Genomic DNA, 12,895 nt, shown 5'->3' with positions numbered 1-12,895 from the left:
GGCTGTGCCTTAATTTTTTTGTGAAATTGAATGTACAAACTTAGCGAGCAGACCGGTTGGCTATCCAAACGGTAATTTTCTCGTTAGGGACACCCTAAACCCCGCTTTTTGTATTCGACTTTAATATTGAAAAAACAAAGTGGCTCAATGTTGCAAAGGAAAACATTATTGAGATATAGTCAAAGAGATAAAGCAGTAGGTGTTCGTTATCGCCAAGGAGGAAAAACTGATTTTTCAAAAACAGGTAAGATGTTATATCCCGTTTGAAAAATGCGTAAATTCCGTATGCAAAAATGAGTATGAATATTATTTTGAAAGCAGTCTTCACTTTTGGTGAGAGTTGCTTTTTCTTTTTTATCATTAGCAAAATCATATTGAAATGAAGTCCGAGGTGGAGCGACATAAATATAAATCCCCAATATGCAGAAAGCATATGGATTCTGTTCGCTGCATAGGTTGATTTTATATTCAAAAATACAAACAGATGCCTTGAAACAATTACCCCGCTGACGATTGAGCCGACAAATGATATAAGCACAAGCAAAACAAGAATATTTTGAAAAATTCTTATAGGTGTTTGCCTGCCTTTTGCTAAATGCTTTGCCCAATTTATATTGAGTGCGTGATGAACAACAAAAAGCACAAACATAGCAACGCCGACTACCTCGTGTGCAGTTGAGCCTAAAAGCTCGTAGGACATCAAAAGAAGCAGAGCAAATGCCATTAAAATATCAATTATCGGTTTTAGCTTTAATTTTATTTTTGAATTCATACGGTTTTGTTTAAATCTTCAGCCTCTTTGCTGTTCGTTGCCATTCCCATATATTCCATACCGTAAAGAGAGGCAAAGCGTTTCATTGTGTATTCGCCTGCATCAAGCATCCACTTTTCGGGTGCCGCACCTTGGAATATAAAATAAAGCTTTCTGCCTAAGAGCTCGCTCTCATCAACCTTGCCGTAAAAACGGTCTAAAACATTACGAACAGAGCCGCAAATATTGTGCCAATAAAGCGGAGAACCAATAACGATTGTGTCAGCCTCTTTCATTTTTTCAATCACTCTGTCAAGTCCGTCATAAGGTAAAGTTTGACCGTATGAGCTGATTGTGAAGTCAGTTAAATTAAGTGTTTCGTATTCCTTGCCGTTCAAAAGAATTGAGGCAAGATTAGCAGTATTTCCGTTTTCGTTCGGACTGCCGTTAATAAAAAGAATTTTCATAATGTTACCTCTCTTAATAATTTAATGTTCGCTGAAAAGCCAAGACATAATGGTATCACCGTAACAGTAACCGCCAAAAGCACAACTGTAAATTTGCGGATTTTATTTAAGGTCAAGACCGTTCACCCAAGATTCGACCTTGCTTGATGAGGCACCTGAAGAAAATCTTTCGCCGTCCTGCCAATTGCCTGTGCCTGCCATATCTGCTAAAAGGTCACCACTCTGACCTAAACCTGATGATGTTGATGTGCAAAACGGAATAACGGTTTTGCCACTGAAATCATTGCCCTTAACAAAATTGTTTACAGGCCAAGCAGCAATGCCCCACCAAATCGGATAGCCGATAAATACTGTATCATAATCCGCCCAATTATCAGGCGTAGTCTTTGTAAGTGGTACATCACGCTTGCTTTCGTCGTTGTGCTCAACACTTACACGGCTGTTGTCATTAGTCCAGTTAAGGTCATCGCTTGTGTAAGGGTCAACAGGTGTAATCTCAAACAAATCTGCTCCGGAAGTGTCGGCTATAGTTTCTGCAACAGCTTTTGTGCTGCCTGTTGCAGAATAATAAACAACTAATATTTTTGAACTTGTATTAGAATTTTGGGTATTTTCATCGGTAGATTTTGAAGTATCTGCCGTTTGTGAAGTGCTTGAGGTTGTATTTGAATTGTCGCTCGAATTATTAGAGCAAGCTACGAACGAAAACACAAGCACAAGTGCCAAAAGAATTGAGGTTAATTTTTTCATAATCTTAATCTCCTTTAGTTTAATTATTTTTGTTCGTCAACAGGCGGTATCATCTCGACATACTTTTTAAGCATTTCCGGTGTTGAGGTATAATATCTTACACCCTTATCAAGTAATGATATTTTTGCCATTTCTTCATCAGTAAGTGAAAAATCAAAAATATCAAAATTAGCCTTGATATGGTCGCTGTTCTTTGAACCCGGGATAATAATGTTGCCCTCCTGAATATGCCAACGAAGAATGATTTGAGCTGTCGACTTATCATATTTTTCCGCAAGGCTCTTAAAGAGTGGCTCATTGAGAAGCGCATTATCACCGTGACCCAGCGGATACCAAGCCTGAATTTTAATATCCTCGTGAGAAAGGAATTTTTTAAGTTCCTTTTCCTGATAATATGGGTGCACCTCGGTTTGAAGAACGGACGGCTTAACCTCGCAGATATTTAGGATTTCGCAAATCTGCTCTTCGTTAAAGTTTGAAAGACCGATTGCACGAACCTTGCCTTCCTTGTATGCCTTTTCCATTTGCTTATATCCTGCAATGTAGTTTCCGGCAGGCTGATGAATTAAAAGCAAATCGATATAATCTGTTTGAAGTCTTTCAAGAGTTTTGTCTACTGCATCGTCCTGCTCGTAAAATGACGGCCAAAGCTTTGTCTCAAGAAAAATATTTTTTCGGTCAATGCCTGCGTTTTTCATTGCTCTGCCTACTGCCTTTTCATTGCAATATGCGTTTGCCGTATCAATAAGCTGACATCCGTTTTTGAGAGCGTAGGTTGCAGATGCCTCTGCCTCGTCAGGGGACAGCAAAAATGTTCCGATACCCTGCATTGGCATTTCTACGCCATTGTTTAATTTTATAAATTCCATACTGATTACTCCTTTTCTGTTTGAAAATTTAATATCAAAATTAGATTTAGATTAAATAGTTATTTGCATTCTTCAAAAATTTGAAGAATTTCTTCGTGTGTCATCTTTTTGTATGCACCCGGTACAATACCGCATGAGTCTGCAATTTCTTTAAGGTTGATATTTTCATCAATTCCAAGTTCCTTAAAGGTTGTCGGCATACCGATTTCCTTAATAAAATTTGCCAGGGCCTCAACGCCTGCCTTTGCAAGCTCATCGTCTGTTTTGCCGTCCTTTGAAATGCCCCAAACATTAACTGCAAACTGAGCAAATTTCTTTTCGCCTGCCTTGCAAATATGTCTGTAATAAACAGGATGAAGAACGGCAAGACCTGCACCGTGATTGCAGTTAGTGTATGCGCCGAGCTGGTGCTCCATTTGGTGGCACTCAAAATCCGTCTTTTTGCCAAGTTTGATGATACGGTTTTCTGCCATTGTTGCGTCCCACATTAGGTTACTTCTTGCTGTGTAGTCCTCGGGATTTTTGATAGCGGCACGCAAATTGGTGATAACATTTTTCATAAGAGCCTCGGATATATCATCCGATACATTGCTTTCATTCGGCTCGCTGAAATAGATTTCCATAATGTGTGAAAGAGTATCAAAGGCACCCGATACCATTTGAAATTCAGGAACGCTGTAGGTGTAGGTCGAATCAAGCATAACGAATTTTGCGTTAAGCTGAGGATAATCTTTGCCTGTTTTGATTTTAAGTTCTTCGTTTGTGATTACAGCACCGCCGTTACATTCACTGCCCGTGCCTGAAACAGTGACGATAATACCAAGCGGCAACGGTTCAAAATCAATCACACCCGGTCTTGCCCAAAAGTCAGCCCAAATGTCGCCGTCATATTTTGCACCGAGTGAAATTGCCTTACAGCAGTCCATAACGCTTCCGCCGCCGACTGCAAGAATAAGATCAGCATTGCTTTCTTTAGCAAGTTTAACCCCCTCAAGTACCTTGCTGTAGGTCGGGTTTGACGGAATACCGCTAAACTCAACAACTGCCTTATTTTCTTTTTTGAGTACGGTTATAACCTCGTCATAAATGCCGTTTTTCTTAATCGAGCCACCGCCGTAGCAGAGCATAACCGTTTCGCCGTAAGCTGAAAGAATATTTGAAAGATATTCTTTTACACAGCCTTCACCGAAATATACCTTTGACGAATTTTCAAAAATAAAATTATTCATAGCTTTCTCTCCTATCCTGAAAATTTGATTTTATTATTTCATCGAGTGATACATTTTCATTCCTGTATCGCTCGTTTTTGTTTTTCTCGTGCTTAATGATAATTGCCTTTTGAGGGCAAGCGTGAACGCAAGCAAGGCAGTATTCGCATTTTTTGCTTTGCCTTTGTGCGTAATCCGTCAGCACAATTATATTGCCTGTCGGGCAAACCTTTTCGCATACCTTACAGCCGATACATTTATCGGTTATTTTAATCATCTTGCCGTTATTAAATGACGGAATGATTTTATTCAGCGTTGCCACTTGCTTGTGGAGTTTCCTGTCTGCGTCTGTTGCAGTTGGAACACCTTTTTTCATTAGTCTGATATTCTTGATTATATGTGCAATTTGAACATCTGTATCTTTGTCAATTTTCTTTTCTTCTGCCATATCAAAAACAGGCAGGTAATTATCAACGCAGTGAACGGTATCTATATAATCAAAGTTGATGCCGAGAGTCTTAAACTCGTTATATGTAAACTCGGGGCAGTCGCTTGCACTATTGCCATAGGTTAAAATGAGATACATATATTTTGTATCAAACTTCGATTCTTTCAAAAACTCTTTTACCGTATTCGGTATTTCGCCGCAATAAACAGGGCAAACAATACCGATTTGGCTGTCTGAATAGATTGACGAATTTTTGATAACCTGCGGTATGCTGACAGGATATTTGTCAATACACTTTGCAACATAAAGGCTGTTGCCCGTTGCGGTGAAATAAAATACCATAATTACTTCCTCTTTTTTATCACTTTCGACCCACCGAAAACAGCGGACATATTTATATTATCAAGCTTATTATCAATCGCTGATACCTCATCGCTCGTTAATATAATATCTGCCACTCCTTCGTTGTTTTTCTTTTCAACTATATTATAAGAAAAACGAGACCTCGTATGAAGTCTCGTTTTGTTATTCAGTATATACCTTTGGGTTATAACTGTTTATTTAGTTTTAACTATATTCGTAGCTGCATCTAAAACTCGTCTGACATTTTCGCTTGGAGTCATCGAATGTAAAAGACCGTACGGAATGCTGTATTCCCACTCAACAGGAATAACTTTCAGCAGAGGATGAACATTTGCCCAACCCGGTATTGCAAGCAAAACATCGTTCGTGTTTTCGCATCTGTTAAATATGCTCATATTGTAAAAATCGAAATCAACAATATGTATCTGCGTATGATTTTGCCAAATATCGTCACGCAATTGGTCAACATAATTGCTCCAGCCGCGGTGCATAAGCATTAAATTTTCGCCGTATAAATCGCTGATTTGAAGCTTATCCTTTTGTGCAAGCTTGTGGTGAATGGATACGGCACAGCAAAACGGCTCACGGGATAATTGCAAGCCCTCGCATTTTCTGAGTTTAAGCATTGTGTCGTCAAATATTCCGCCGATAATATCAATGTTCTTTCCCAAATTCGCAAGTATTTCTTTTGCGTTTTCGGGTGTGTTCTCAAATGGAACAATTTCAAATTTTATATCCGGGCATTGCTCTTGAATTTTCGGCCACATTTGCATAAGTAATTGAGCAGGGGTTGTAGGCGACGAGCCGATACGAATAATATTTTCGCCCTCGCTCATTGCGTTTTTCGCCCTGACAACACTGTCCTTGCAATAGCCGATAATGTACTTAGCGTCTTGATAAAGCGACTTGCCTGCGTTAGTCAGTATCAACCCACGGTGCGTACGCTCAAACAAAACCAAGTCAAGCGAGCTTTCAAGCAAATTGATTTGCTTAATAACGGCAGTCGGCGTGATATACAATTCATCTGCCGCTTTGTTAAAACTTCCTGCGTCCGCAACCTTTATAAATGTTTCTATCTGTGGATTATACATCATCCCACCACCTACATAACAAAATTAAATCACAATCTGTTGTATATCAAATCAAAATGATAAATATTTTTCTTAATTATACTTTAAAACTCTCAAAAAATCAAATTGACTAATAAATAGCCGTCTGAACACACAGGCGGCTATTTTAATTTTTTAACTTTTCCATCTTATGGTGGTACAAAACGCTTCCCCCTGTTCAAACAAGTGAGGGGGTAAATAAAAATGTTTTGCAAATCAAGAAAATGGGTGTGCATTTTGACACCTCTTGTCCAAATGAATAGAGAGGTAAATATTAAAAAATATAAATTTTTCAAAAACACCCCCCAAAAAAGCGTTCTCAGTTCTAACAAGTGAAGTGGTAATAAAAAATATTGGTCAGAGGGTTAATTTTTGACCGTTTTCGTTGCCTACCAAGTGAGAGGGAAAATTTATTTGCAAATAGGGGGTGCAAAATGCCTCTCCCTGTTCAAACAAGTGAAGGGAGTTTTTACAATGCCGAGATTATCAAAGAAAGCGAAACAAGAATGGGATTTTTTCACAAATCCCGAAACGGGCAGACGAACATACAACAGCCTTTGCCTTAAATGCAAAAACAAATGCAAGCAAAGTCACAAAGCAATCGTTGTTTTCTGCCCGAAGTACAAATCCAAAAGAGGTGAAAAAAGCGTTAAAAATCGCCGTGAATATGATGACAGCGGTTAATTTGATATAGCGATACTTGTTTTCAATAAAATGTCGATACAAAAGAAAAAATTACCGATTTCGGCACCAAATCAATACAGAAACAGAGGTGATACAGTGAACAAATATTTCAAAATATCGGATGCTAAAAACTTTGCTTTCTACAAAGTACCGAAAGCGTTATTTGAAGAGAAGTACAAATCTGTTTCAACCGATGCGAAAATGTTGTACGGACTTTTGCTTGACCGAATGCATTTGTCCGTCAAAAACGGTTGGATAGATAATCAAGGCAGAGTATATCAGTATTTTACGATAAAGTCTGCCCAAGAAAAACTGCATTTCGGTCACGAAAAAATATGTAAATTGTTCTCGGAACTTGAAACTTCGGACTTAATACTTCGCAAAAAGCAAGGTCAAGGCAAACCGAGCATTATCTATCTGAAACAATTCTGATTTTCGGTTTTCTTGATTTCCGAATAACGGAAGGTAATAAGACTTAGAAGATTAAGACTGTTACCGGCCGAGAAAAGAATATATATGGAGGTTAAAATGATAAAAAATATAAGCATAGATTTGCTTGTTCCTTTTGAAAATCATCCGTTTAAGAAAAGGAACGGAATTGAGCAACAAGAATTAACAGAAAGCATAAAAGAAAACGGATTGCTTGAACCGATAATAGTTCGTTCTTTTCCGGCGGGTAAATATGAAATTATCAGTGGACACAGACGAGTTGAAGCCTGCAAAGCGTTAGGGATAACAAGCATACCCGTGATAATAAAAGAACTTACAAAAGACGAGGCAATTGTGCAAATGGTGGATTCAAACATACACCGTGAGCATATTTTACCGAGTGAAAAAGCTTTTGCCTACAAAATGAAATCAGAGGCTTTGAAGCATCAAGGGAAAACTTCGTGCCAACTTGGCACAAAGTTAAGAACAGATGAAAAGATTGCAGAAACCGTCGATGACAGTGCAAGACAAATACAGCGATATATCCGCCTGACATACTTAATACCCGAATTACTTAAACTTGTTGACGAAGAAAGGATAGCCTTTACTCCTGCGGTTGAAATCTCATATCTGTCGGAATATGAACAGCAAATATTGCTTGAACAAATCGAATTTACCGACGCTACACCTTCATTATCGCAGGCACAGCGATTAAGAGAATTCAGTAAAGACGGTAACTTTTTCGTTGATACGGTTTTCGCCGTTCTCAATGAAGAAAAGCCAAATCAAAAAGAACAAGTTAGATTTATGGAAGAGGATATACGCAAGTATTTTCCGAAAAGCTACACCAAATCCGATATGCAAAAGACAATCATTTCCTTGCTTGAAAAATGGCAGAGGCAAAGAGAAAGAAACAGGAGGGATGAAAGATGACAGATAAAAACAATTCAATATATGCACCGTATTTTGAAAAGAATGATGAACCGTTCTTTATGAAAATAGGCAATACAACTTACGAAGTCAGCACACATTTTAATCCCAATGGCAGAGAAAATGTGCTTCAACAATTTGAAGATTTGCTTACAGAATTAAAGATAGCATAAGTTTGCACAATCGACCCTGCGGCATTGCAAGTGTACAATACCTATACATTGCAATGCCATGTTGTCACAGAAAGGAGCAAATAGTTTATGGCAACAAACAAAAATATACAAGGGCAAGAAGAAAAAATCACCGCTCTGTATTGCCGTTTATCTCAAGACGACAATTTAGAGGGTGAGAGTAATTCAATATCAAATCAAAAAGAAATTCTGATGACCTATGCAAAGAAAAACGGATATTTACATCCGCAATTCTTTGTCGATGACGGTATCAGCGGAACAACATTTAACCGTCCCGGCTTTCAGGAAATGGAAAGCCTTATTGAAGCAGGTAAGGTGTCAACCGTAATTGTAAAAGACTTATCTCGCTTTGGCAGAGAGCATTTGCTTTGCGGTCACTATACGGAAATTGTTTATCCGACCTTAGGCGTCAACTTCATAGCCATACAGGAAAATGTTGATACCACGAAAGGTATAGGGACGGAAATGATGCCGTTTCATAATATTTTTAACGAGTGGTATGCCGCACAAACCTCAAAGAAAATCCGTGCCGTTAATGAAATGAAAGCGTCAAAGGGTATGAGGATTTCTTCAACAGTGCCTTACGGTTACAAGAAAATTGAAGGCGATAAGGAGCAATGGTACATAGACGAGCCTGCGGCTGAAATTGTAAGAAAGATATTTAATCTTTGCATTTCGGGCAAAGGGCCGTCTCAAATTGCAAGACAACTTGAAACAGAAAAAGTGCTTACACCGACAGCATATTTCAATTCCGTAGGTAAGAAAACAAGTAATCTGATGCCTGCTAATATTTATGCTTGGCGTTCAAATTCTATTGTCCACATTCTTGAAAACAGACAATATACTGGCTGTACAGTAAACGGCAAGAGCACAACAGTCAGTTACAAAGTGCATAAGAAAATTGAGAAATCACAAGAGGATTATCAAATTATTCCAAATACACAGGAGGCAATCATCAGTGAAAACACTTGGCTGAGAGTGCAAGAACTGAGGAGGAACAAAAGGCGAAATACCGCAACAGGTAGAAAAAGTTTGTTCTCAGGTTTAGTATATTGTGCCGATTGTGGTTCTAAACTTCACTTTTGTGCTTCTAAAAGCTTAAAGAAAAATCAGGAATTTTGGAGGTGTTCTTCCTACAAAGACGGTCGTGGTACTTGCACAATCCATTTTATACGAGATGTTGTACTCGAGGCAATCGTTAAAGAGGCTATATCCGAACTTGCAGATTTTGTCCGTTGTTACAACAGTGTATTCCTTTATCTTATCTCCGAAAAGAAAGGTGCAGAATCTATAAATCGAGAAAAATCTTTGCGAGCCAAAACCGAAAGTGCAAAGCAAAGAATATCCGATTTGGACAAGTTATTCTCAAGAATTTATGAGGATAATATTCTCGGTAAGTTATCCGATGATCGTTATTCCCGTATGGCAAATGAATACGAAGCTGAGCAAAAGCGACTTATATCAGAGGTTGAGGAAAATGAAAAAGCTCTCATTGAACTTCAAAAGCAAACTGTTGATATGAAAATGCTCTATCAAGGGCTTATGGAATTTACAGAAATGAAACAGCTTACGCCGACCGTTGTCAACAAGCTTATCGAGCGTATTGAAATCCATAATAATGAGAAAAAGCACTCGCATAACAATGTTAAAGTGGATATTTATTTTACCGCAGTCGGATTATTTGACATTCCAACTGAGCAGCAACTTTTGAAAACAATGGAAAGAGTAGAACAGAAAAATGCGGAAAAATCCGCTTAAATAAAGAAAAGGTGTAACCCCCCTTTATCGGGATTACACCATAATTCCTTAAATACTGCCTTATTAGCCCATGGCTAAAGGCCCGGGAATTTTTTTGCCATATTTTACAGGAAAATATATTTCAGGATAAACAGCACTGCCAGTACATACATCAGAGCGCTGATCTTCTTTTCTTTTGCCTTACCTGTGATCAGGTTGATGGCTACGTATGTGATAATTCCCATGGAGATACCTTCGGAAATGCTGTAGAAGAACGGCATTGCGATGATACATACATAACATGGGATCGCCTCGGACATATCGCTGAAATCAATGCTGATAACATTGCTGAGCATGTACAATCCAACGATCACCAGAGCCGGAGCTGTGGCAAAGGACGGGATTGCCAGGAAGATCGGAGACAGGAACAGGGACAGGCCAAATAAGATGGCAGTTGTCACTGCGGTAAGTCCGGTTCTTCCGCCTTCGGATACACCGGAAGCACTTTCTACGAAGGTAGTGGTTGTGGATGTACCAAGAACTGCACCGGCAGTTGTTGCAACTGCATCTGCAAGAAGTGCGCCCTTGATGTTAGGAAGCTTGCCATTTTCATCCAGCATGCCTGCTTTAGAAGAGACACCAACGAGAGTTCCAAGAGTATCAAAAAGATCTACAAATAAAAATGCAAACAGGATAACAAGGAAATCCAGTGAGAAAACTCCGTCAAACTGCAGCTTCGCAAAGATCGGAGCAAGACTCGGGATAGAGAGTCCGTTGCTGAAATCCGGGAGCAGGCTGTAGAAGCCGATTTCCGGGTTCGGAATATAAAGTCCGGCGAACTGACAGATGATTCCAAGTCCCCATGTGATCAGGATACCCCAGAGGATGTTTCCCTTTACATTTTTAACAACCAGGATTCCTGTTACGATGATACCGATCAGAGCCAGGATAACGGTGATCCCCACATTGTTGAAGGAAGCCTCTACACCCTTGGCTGCGTTGTAGCCATCTACAGAGAAAAGCTGCAGCAGAGTGGAGCCGCCGATCACGATATTGGCATTCTGTAATCCTACAAATGCAATAAAAAGACCGATACCAACACTGACTGCGGATTTCAGGTTCAGAGGGATCGCATTGAAGATCGCTTCACGTACATTGGTAAGTGAAAGAACGATAAATACGATACCTTCTGCAAAAACTGCAGTCAGTGCATACTGCCAGCTGTATCCCATACCGATAACAACTGTATAGGCAAAGTATGCGTTCAGACCCATTCCGGGTGCCAGTGCGAACGGGTAGTTGGCGAAGATTGCCATCAGCAACGTTCCCAGGAAGGCTGCCAGTGCGGTAGCTGTGAATACAGCTCCGGAATCCATGCCGGTTGCGGACAGGATGTTCGGGTTAACTGCCAAGATATAGGCCATTGTCATGAAGGTGGTGATACCTGCCAGAACCTCTGTTTTAGCGTCCGTTTTATTTGCGGACAGCTTGAAGATTTTTTCTAACATATTTCTTTCCCTTTCTTAAATATGTTTTTGGACAACATGTCTATTTTATCATATAAAAATTTCGTATGCAATCGTTAGTGCTTAACAGATATTGTTATGTAAGGTAATTTTTTGCAAAATACTTTTACAAGCAGGTAATTTGTGTGTAAAATACAGAAAAGAGAGTATTCGATTTACAGACGGGTTTATTCTGCAATGAAAGGGGGATGGATAATGTCTGAGAAAAAACTGCGGAATATTACAGATGTGCTTTGCTTTCTGATGATCCTTGGGTACGTGATGTATCTTGTGGCCACCTGGGGAAATCTGCCGGAGAGGGTGCCGATCCATTTTAATGCTCATGGGATCCCGGACCGGTATGGGAAGAAGGGCAGCCTTCTTCTGGAGCCGATTTTGGGGCTGCTGATCTTGGCACTTCTGATGTTCTGTCAGAGATTTCCACAGTGGTGGAATTATCCGGTTGAGGTGACAGAGGAAAACAGAGAGCATATCTTTGAAATCGCGTCAAAAATGATGTCTGTGATCAAGCTGTTATCCATTGGAGTATGTCTTGATGCCGGGATCAGCGGGAATCTGGGAACGGCACCTATGTGGCCGGTGTGGATACTGATCACAGGGATTTTCGTGACATTGATCCTGGGGATCCGGGGGATATATAAGGCTGGTAAAGAAAATGGCATGGATGAGGAGGATAAATCGTGAAGCGGTCGCGTTTGTGATCATGCAGAAGAGTGGAAGGGAAATGTTCGATTTATTGTACTGAATATGGATGGAACCAGCGAAAGCGGATCGCGAATATCCGCTTGGCGAAATTATAATAAAAACAGGAAAGGAATCTCAGGAGGATATGGTAGATACAAGAACAGATGAGCTTTACAGAGCGCTTCAGGATAAGGGATATCCCGATGAGCTGTGCCGGGAAATCGCCTATAAACATATGAATACCGATTACACAGCTACACGGATGCTGGGGTATTTATACAGGGTGACAAGTCCCAGAGTGGAGGATGTGATCGATGAGATGCTGGCGATCTTAAGTGATAGGGAAGCCATCGTCCGGAAGAAAGAGCTGGAGCACGCCCAGGCTACGATCAACAGCGTGTATCGGGAGGGTTTGTAACGGAAATCCCGGAGCTTTGCCAGTGCTGGCGGATCAGAAGCTTCATCCTTTAAGGAAAATCAGGAGATCATGGCTCTGGAGCATCATCTCCTTCCGCAGAAATTCATCATTGATAACTACATCAATATGAACGCACACTTTAATTTTATCCGTTTCTTTTAAACAGTATTGTTATTACGGTAGTGATTACTCTGATCGTAATTTATGCAAGTAATTGAAGATGGAAAAAATAGTAATTGTATTAACTGATAAACCATAGTATAATACAAATATGAACACAACATATAAATCAAACAACAATGTCGTCTATTCCTGTAAATACCATGTAGTA

14 protein-coding genes are annotated in these 12,895 nt (G+C 39.8%); 6 read left to right on the top strand and 8 right to left on the bottom strand.

Annotated elements, in window-relative coordinates:
• Positions 1–94 precede the first annotated feature (94 nt).
• The 7 genes from GPK81_RS05565 to GPK81_RS05535 all read right to left on the bottom strand — a co-directional run bounded on the left by GPK81_RS05565 (position 95) and on the right by GPK81_RS05535 (position 5,950).
• Positions 95–772, bottom strand: coding sequence for a DUF4405 domain-containing protein (locus GPK81_RS05565; protein WP_215636096.1), 678 nt, complete (start codon positions 770–772; stop codon positions 95–97).
• Positions 769–1,218 (bottom strand): flavodoxin family protein, encoded by a 450-nt coding sequence (locus GPK81_RS05560; protein WP_215636097.1) that lies wholly within the window; start codon positions 1,216–1,218, stop codon positions 769–771. The genes GPK81_RS05565 and GPK81_RS05560 overlap by 4 nt, the downstream gene beginning before the upstream one ends.
• A 102-nt stretch (positions 1,219–1,320) precedes the next feature.
• Entirely contained in the window at positions 1,321–1,968 is a 648-nt protein-coding gene (locus GPK81_RS05555; RefSeq protein WP_215636098.1) for a flavodoxin, read from the bottom strand.
• A 23-nt stretch (positions 1,969–1,991) separates the two neighbouring features.
• Entirely contained in the window at positions 1,992–2,837 is an 846-nt protein-coding gene (locus tag GPK81_RS05550; RefSeq protein WP_215636099.1) for an aldo/keto reductase, read from the bottom strand.
• Positions 2,838–2,896: 59 nt separating this feature from the next.
• Positions 2,897–4,066 carry an iron-containing alcohol dehydrogenase gene (locus GPK81_RS05545; protein WP_215636100.1) on the bottom strand — a complete coding sequence of 390 codons (1,170 nt, stop codon included), beginning with the start codon at positions 4,064–4,066 and terminating at the stop codon, positions 2,897–2,899.
• Complete coding sequence (locus GPK81_RS05540) at positions 4,059–4,835, bottom strand: EFR1 family ferrodoxin (RefSeq protein ID WP_215636101.1); 777 nt, start codon at positions 4,833–4,835, stop codon at positions 4,059–4,061. Before GPK81_RS05540 ends, GPK81_RS05545 begins: the two co-directional genes overlap by 8 nt.
• A 215-nt stretch (positions 4,836–5,050) precedes the next feature.
• A complete protein-coding gene (locus GPK81_RS05535; protein WP_330620502.1) occupies positions 5,051–5,950 on the bottom strand; it encodes a LysR family transcriptional regulator in 900 nt (299 codons plus the stop codon).
• A gap of 795 nt (positions 5,951–6,745) precedes the next feature.
• Between GPK81_RS05535 and GPK81_RS05530 the strand changes: the two genes are divergently transcribed.
• The 4 genes from GPK81_RS05530 (at position 6,746) to GPK81_RS05515 (ending at position 9,957) form a co-directional block, all read left to right on the top strand.
• On the top strand, positions 6,746–7,081 hold the full coding sequence (locus tag GPK81_RS05530; RefSeq protein WP_278867863.1) for a replication initiator protein A: 336 nt from the start codon (positions 6,746–6,748) through the stop codon (positions 7,079–7,081).
• A 96-nt stretch (positions 7,082–7,177) separates the two neighbouring features.
• Positions 7,178–8,011, top strand: coding sequence for a ParB/RepB/Spo0J family partition protein (locus GPK81_RS05525; RefSeq protein WP_215636104.1), 834 nt, complete (start codon positions 7,178–7,180; stop codon positions 8,009–8,011).
• On the top strand, positions 8,008–8,181 hold the full coding sequence (locus GPK81_RS05520) for a transposon-encoded TnpW family protein (protein ID WP_215636105.1): 174 nt from the start codon (positions 8,008–8,010) through the stop codon (positions 8,179–8,181). The genes GPK81_RS05525 and GPK81_RS05520 overlap by 4 nt, the downstream gene beginning before the upstream one ends.
• 87 nt (positions 8,182–8,268) lie before the next feature.
• On the top strand, positions 8,269–9,957 hold the full coding sequence (locus GPK81_RS05515; protein WP_215636106.1) for a recombinase family protein: 1,689 nt from the start codon (positions 8,269–8,271) through the stop codon (positions 9,955–9,957).
• A gap of 104 nt (positions 9,958–10,061) precedes the next feature.
• On the opposite strand, the gene GPK81_RS05510 is transcribed toward GPK81_RS05515, so the two are convergent.
• On the bottom strand, positions 10,062–11,444 hold the full coding sequence (locus tag GPK81_RS05510; protein WP_215706680.1) for an NCS2 family permease: 1,383 nt from the start codon (positions 11,442–11,444) through the stop codon (positions 10,062–10,064).
• A 213-nt stretch (positions 11,445–11,657) separates the two neighbouring features.
• Here GPK81_RS05510 and GPK81_RS05505 point away from each other — a divergent pair, with 213 nt between their 5' ends.
• Both GPK81_RS05505 and GPK81_RS05500 read left to right on the top strand, forming a co-directional pair.
• Positions 11,658–12,146: a DUF1648 domain-containing protein gene (locus GPK81_RS05505; protein ID WP_173741713.1), complete on the top strand. Its 489-nt coding sequence runs from the start codon at positions 11,658–11,660 to the stop codon at positions 12,144–12,146.
• A 145-nt stretch (positions 12,147–12,291) separates the two neighbouring features.
• Entirely contained in the window at positions 12,292–12,564 is a 273-nt protein-coding gene (locus GPK81_RS05500) for a hypothetical protein (protein WP_044960934.1), read from the top strand.
• Positions 12,565–12,895 lie beyond the last annotated feature (331 nt).

It is taken from the genome of Blautia sp. MCC283, from assembly GCF_018785565.1.
Taxonomy (GTDB): Bacteria; Bacillota; Clostridia; order Lachnospirales; family Lachnospiraceae; genus Blautia_A.
Note: the sequence above shows the minus strand (reverse complement) of the source record. Positions and strands in the feature narration are given on the sequence as shown.

Excerpts from the sequence above, each read along its gene's own strand:
- GPK81_RS05555 (WP_215636098.1), bottom strand. The coding sequence starts at position 1,968 with ATGAAAAAATTAACCTCAATTCTTTTGGCACTTGTGCTTGTGTTTTCG.
- GPK81_RS05545 (WP_215636100.1), bottom strand. The coding sequence starts at position 4,066 with ATGAATAATTTTATTTTTGAAAATTCGTCAAAGGTATATTTCGGTGAA.
- GPK81_RS05535 (WP_330620502.1), bottom strand. The coding sequence starts at position 5,950 with ATGATGTATAATCCACAGATAGAAACATTTATAAAGGTTGCGGACGCA.
- GPK81_RS05515 (WP_215636106.1), top strand. The coding sequence starts at position 8,269 with ATGGCAACAAACAAAAATATACAAGGGCAAGAAGAAAAAATCACCGCT.
- GPK81_RS05510 (WP_215706680.1), bottom strand. The coding sequence starts at position 11,444 with ATGTTAGAAAAAATCTTCAAGCTGTCCGCAAATAAAACGGACGCTAAA.
- GPK81_RS05540 (WP_215636101.1), bottom strand. The coding sequence starts at position 4,835 with ATGGTATTTTATTTCACCGCAACGGGCAACAGCCTTTATGTTGCAAAG.
- GPK81_RS05565 (WP_215636096.1), bottom strand. The coding sequence starts at position 772 with ATGAATTCAAAAATAAAATTAAAGCTAAAACCGATAATTGATATTTTA.
- GPK81_RS05520 (WP_215636105.1), top strand. The coding sequence starts at position 8,008 with ATGACAGATAAAAACAATTCAATATATGCACCGTATTTTGAAAAGAAT.
- GPK81_RS05560 (WP_215636097.1), bottom strand. The coding sequence starts at position 1,218 with ATGAAAATTCTTTTTATTAACGGCAGTCCGAACGAAAACGGAAATACT.
- GPK81_RS05525 (WP_215636104.1), top strand. The coding sequence starts at position 7,178 with ATGATAAAAAATATAAGCATAGATTTGCTTGTTCCTTTTGAAAATCAT.
- GPK81_RS05550 (WP_215636099.1), bottom strand. The coding sequence starts at position 2,837 with ATGGAATTTATAAAATTAAACAATGGCGTAGAAATGCCAATGCAGGGT.
- GPK81_RS05500 (WP_044960934.1), top strand. The coding sequence starts at position 12,292 with ATGGTAGATACAAGAACAGATGAGCTTTACAGAGCGCTTCAGGATAAG.
- GPK81_RS05505 (WP_173741713.1), top strand. The coding sequence starts at position 11,658 with ATGTCTGAGAAAAAACTGCGGAATATTACAGATGTGCTTTGCTTTCTG.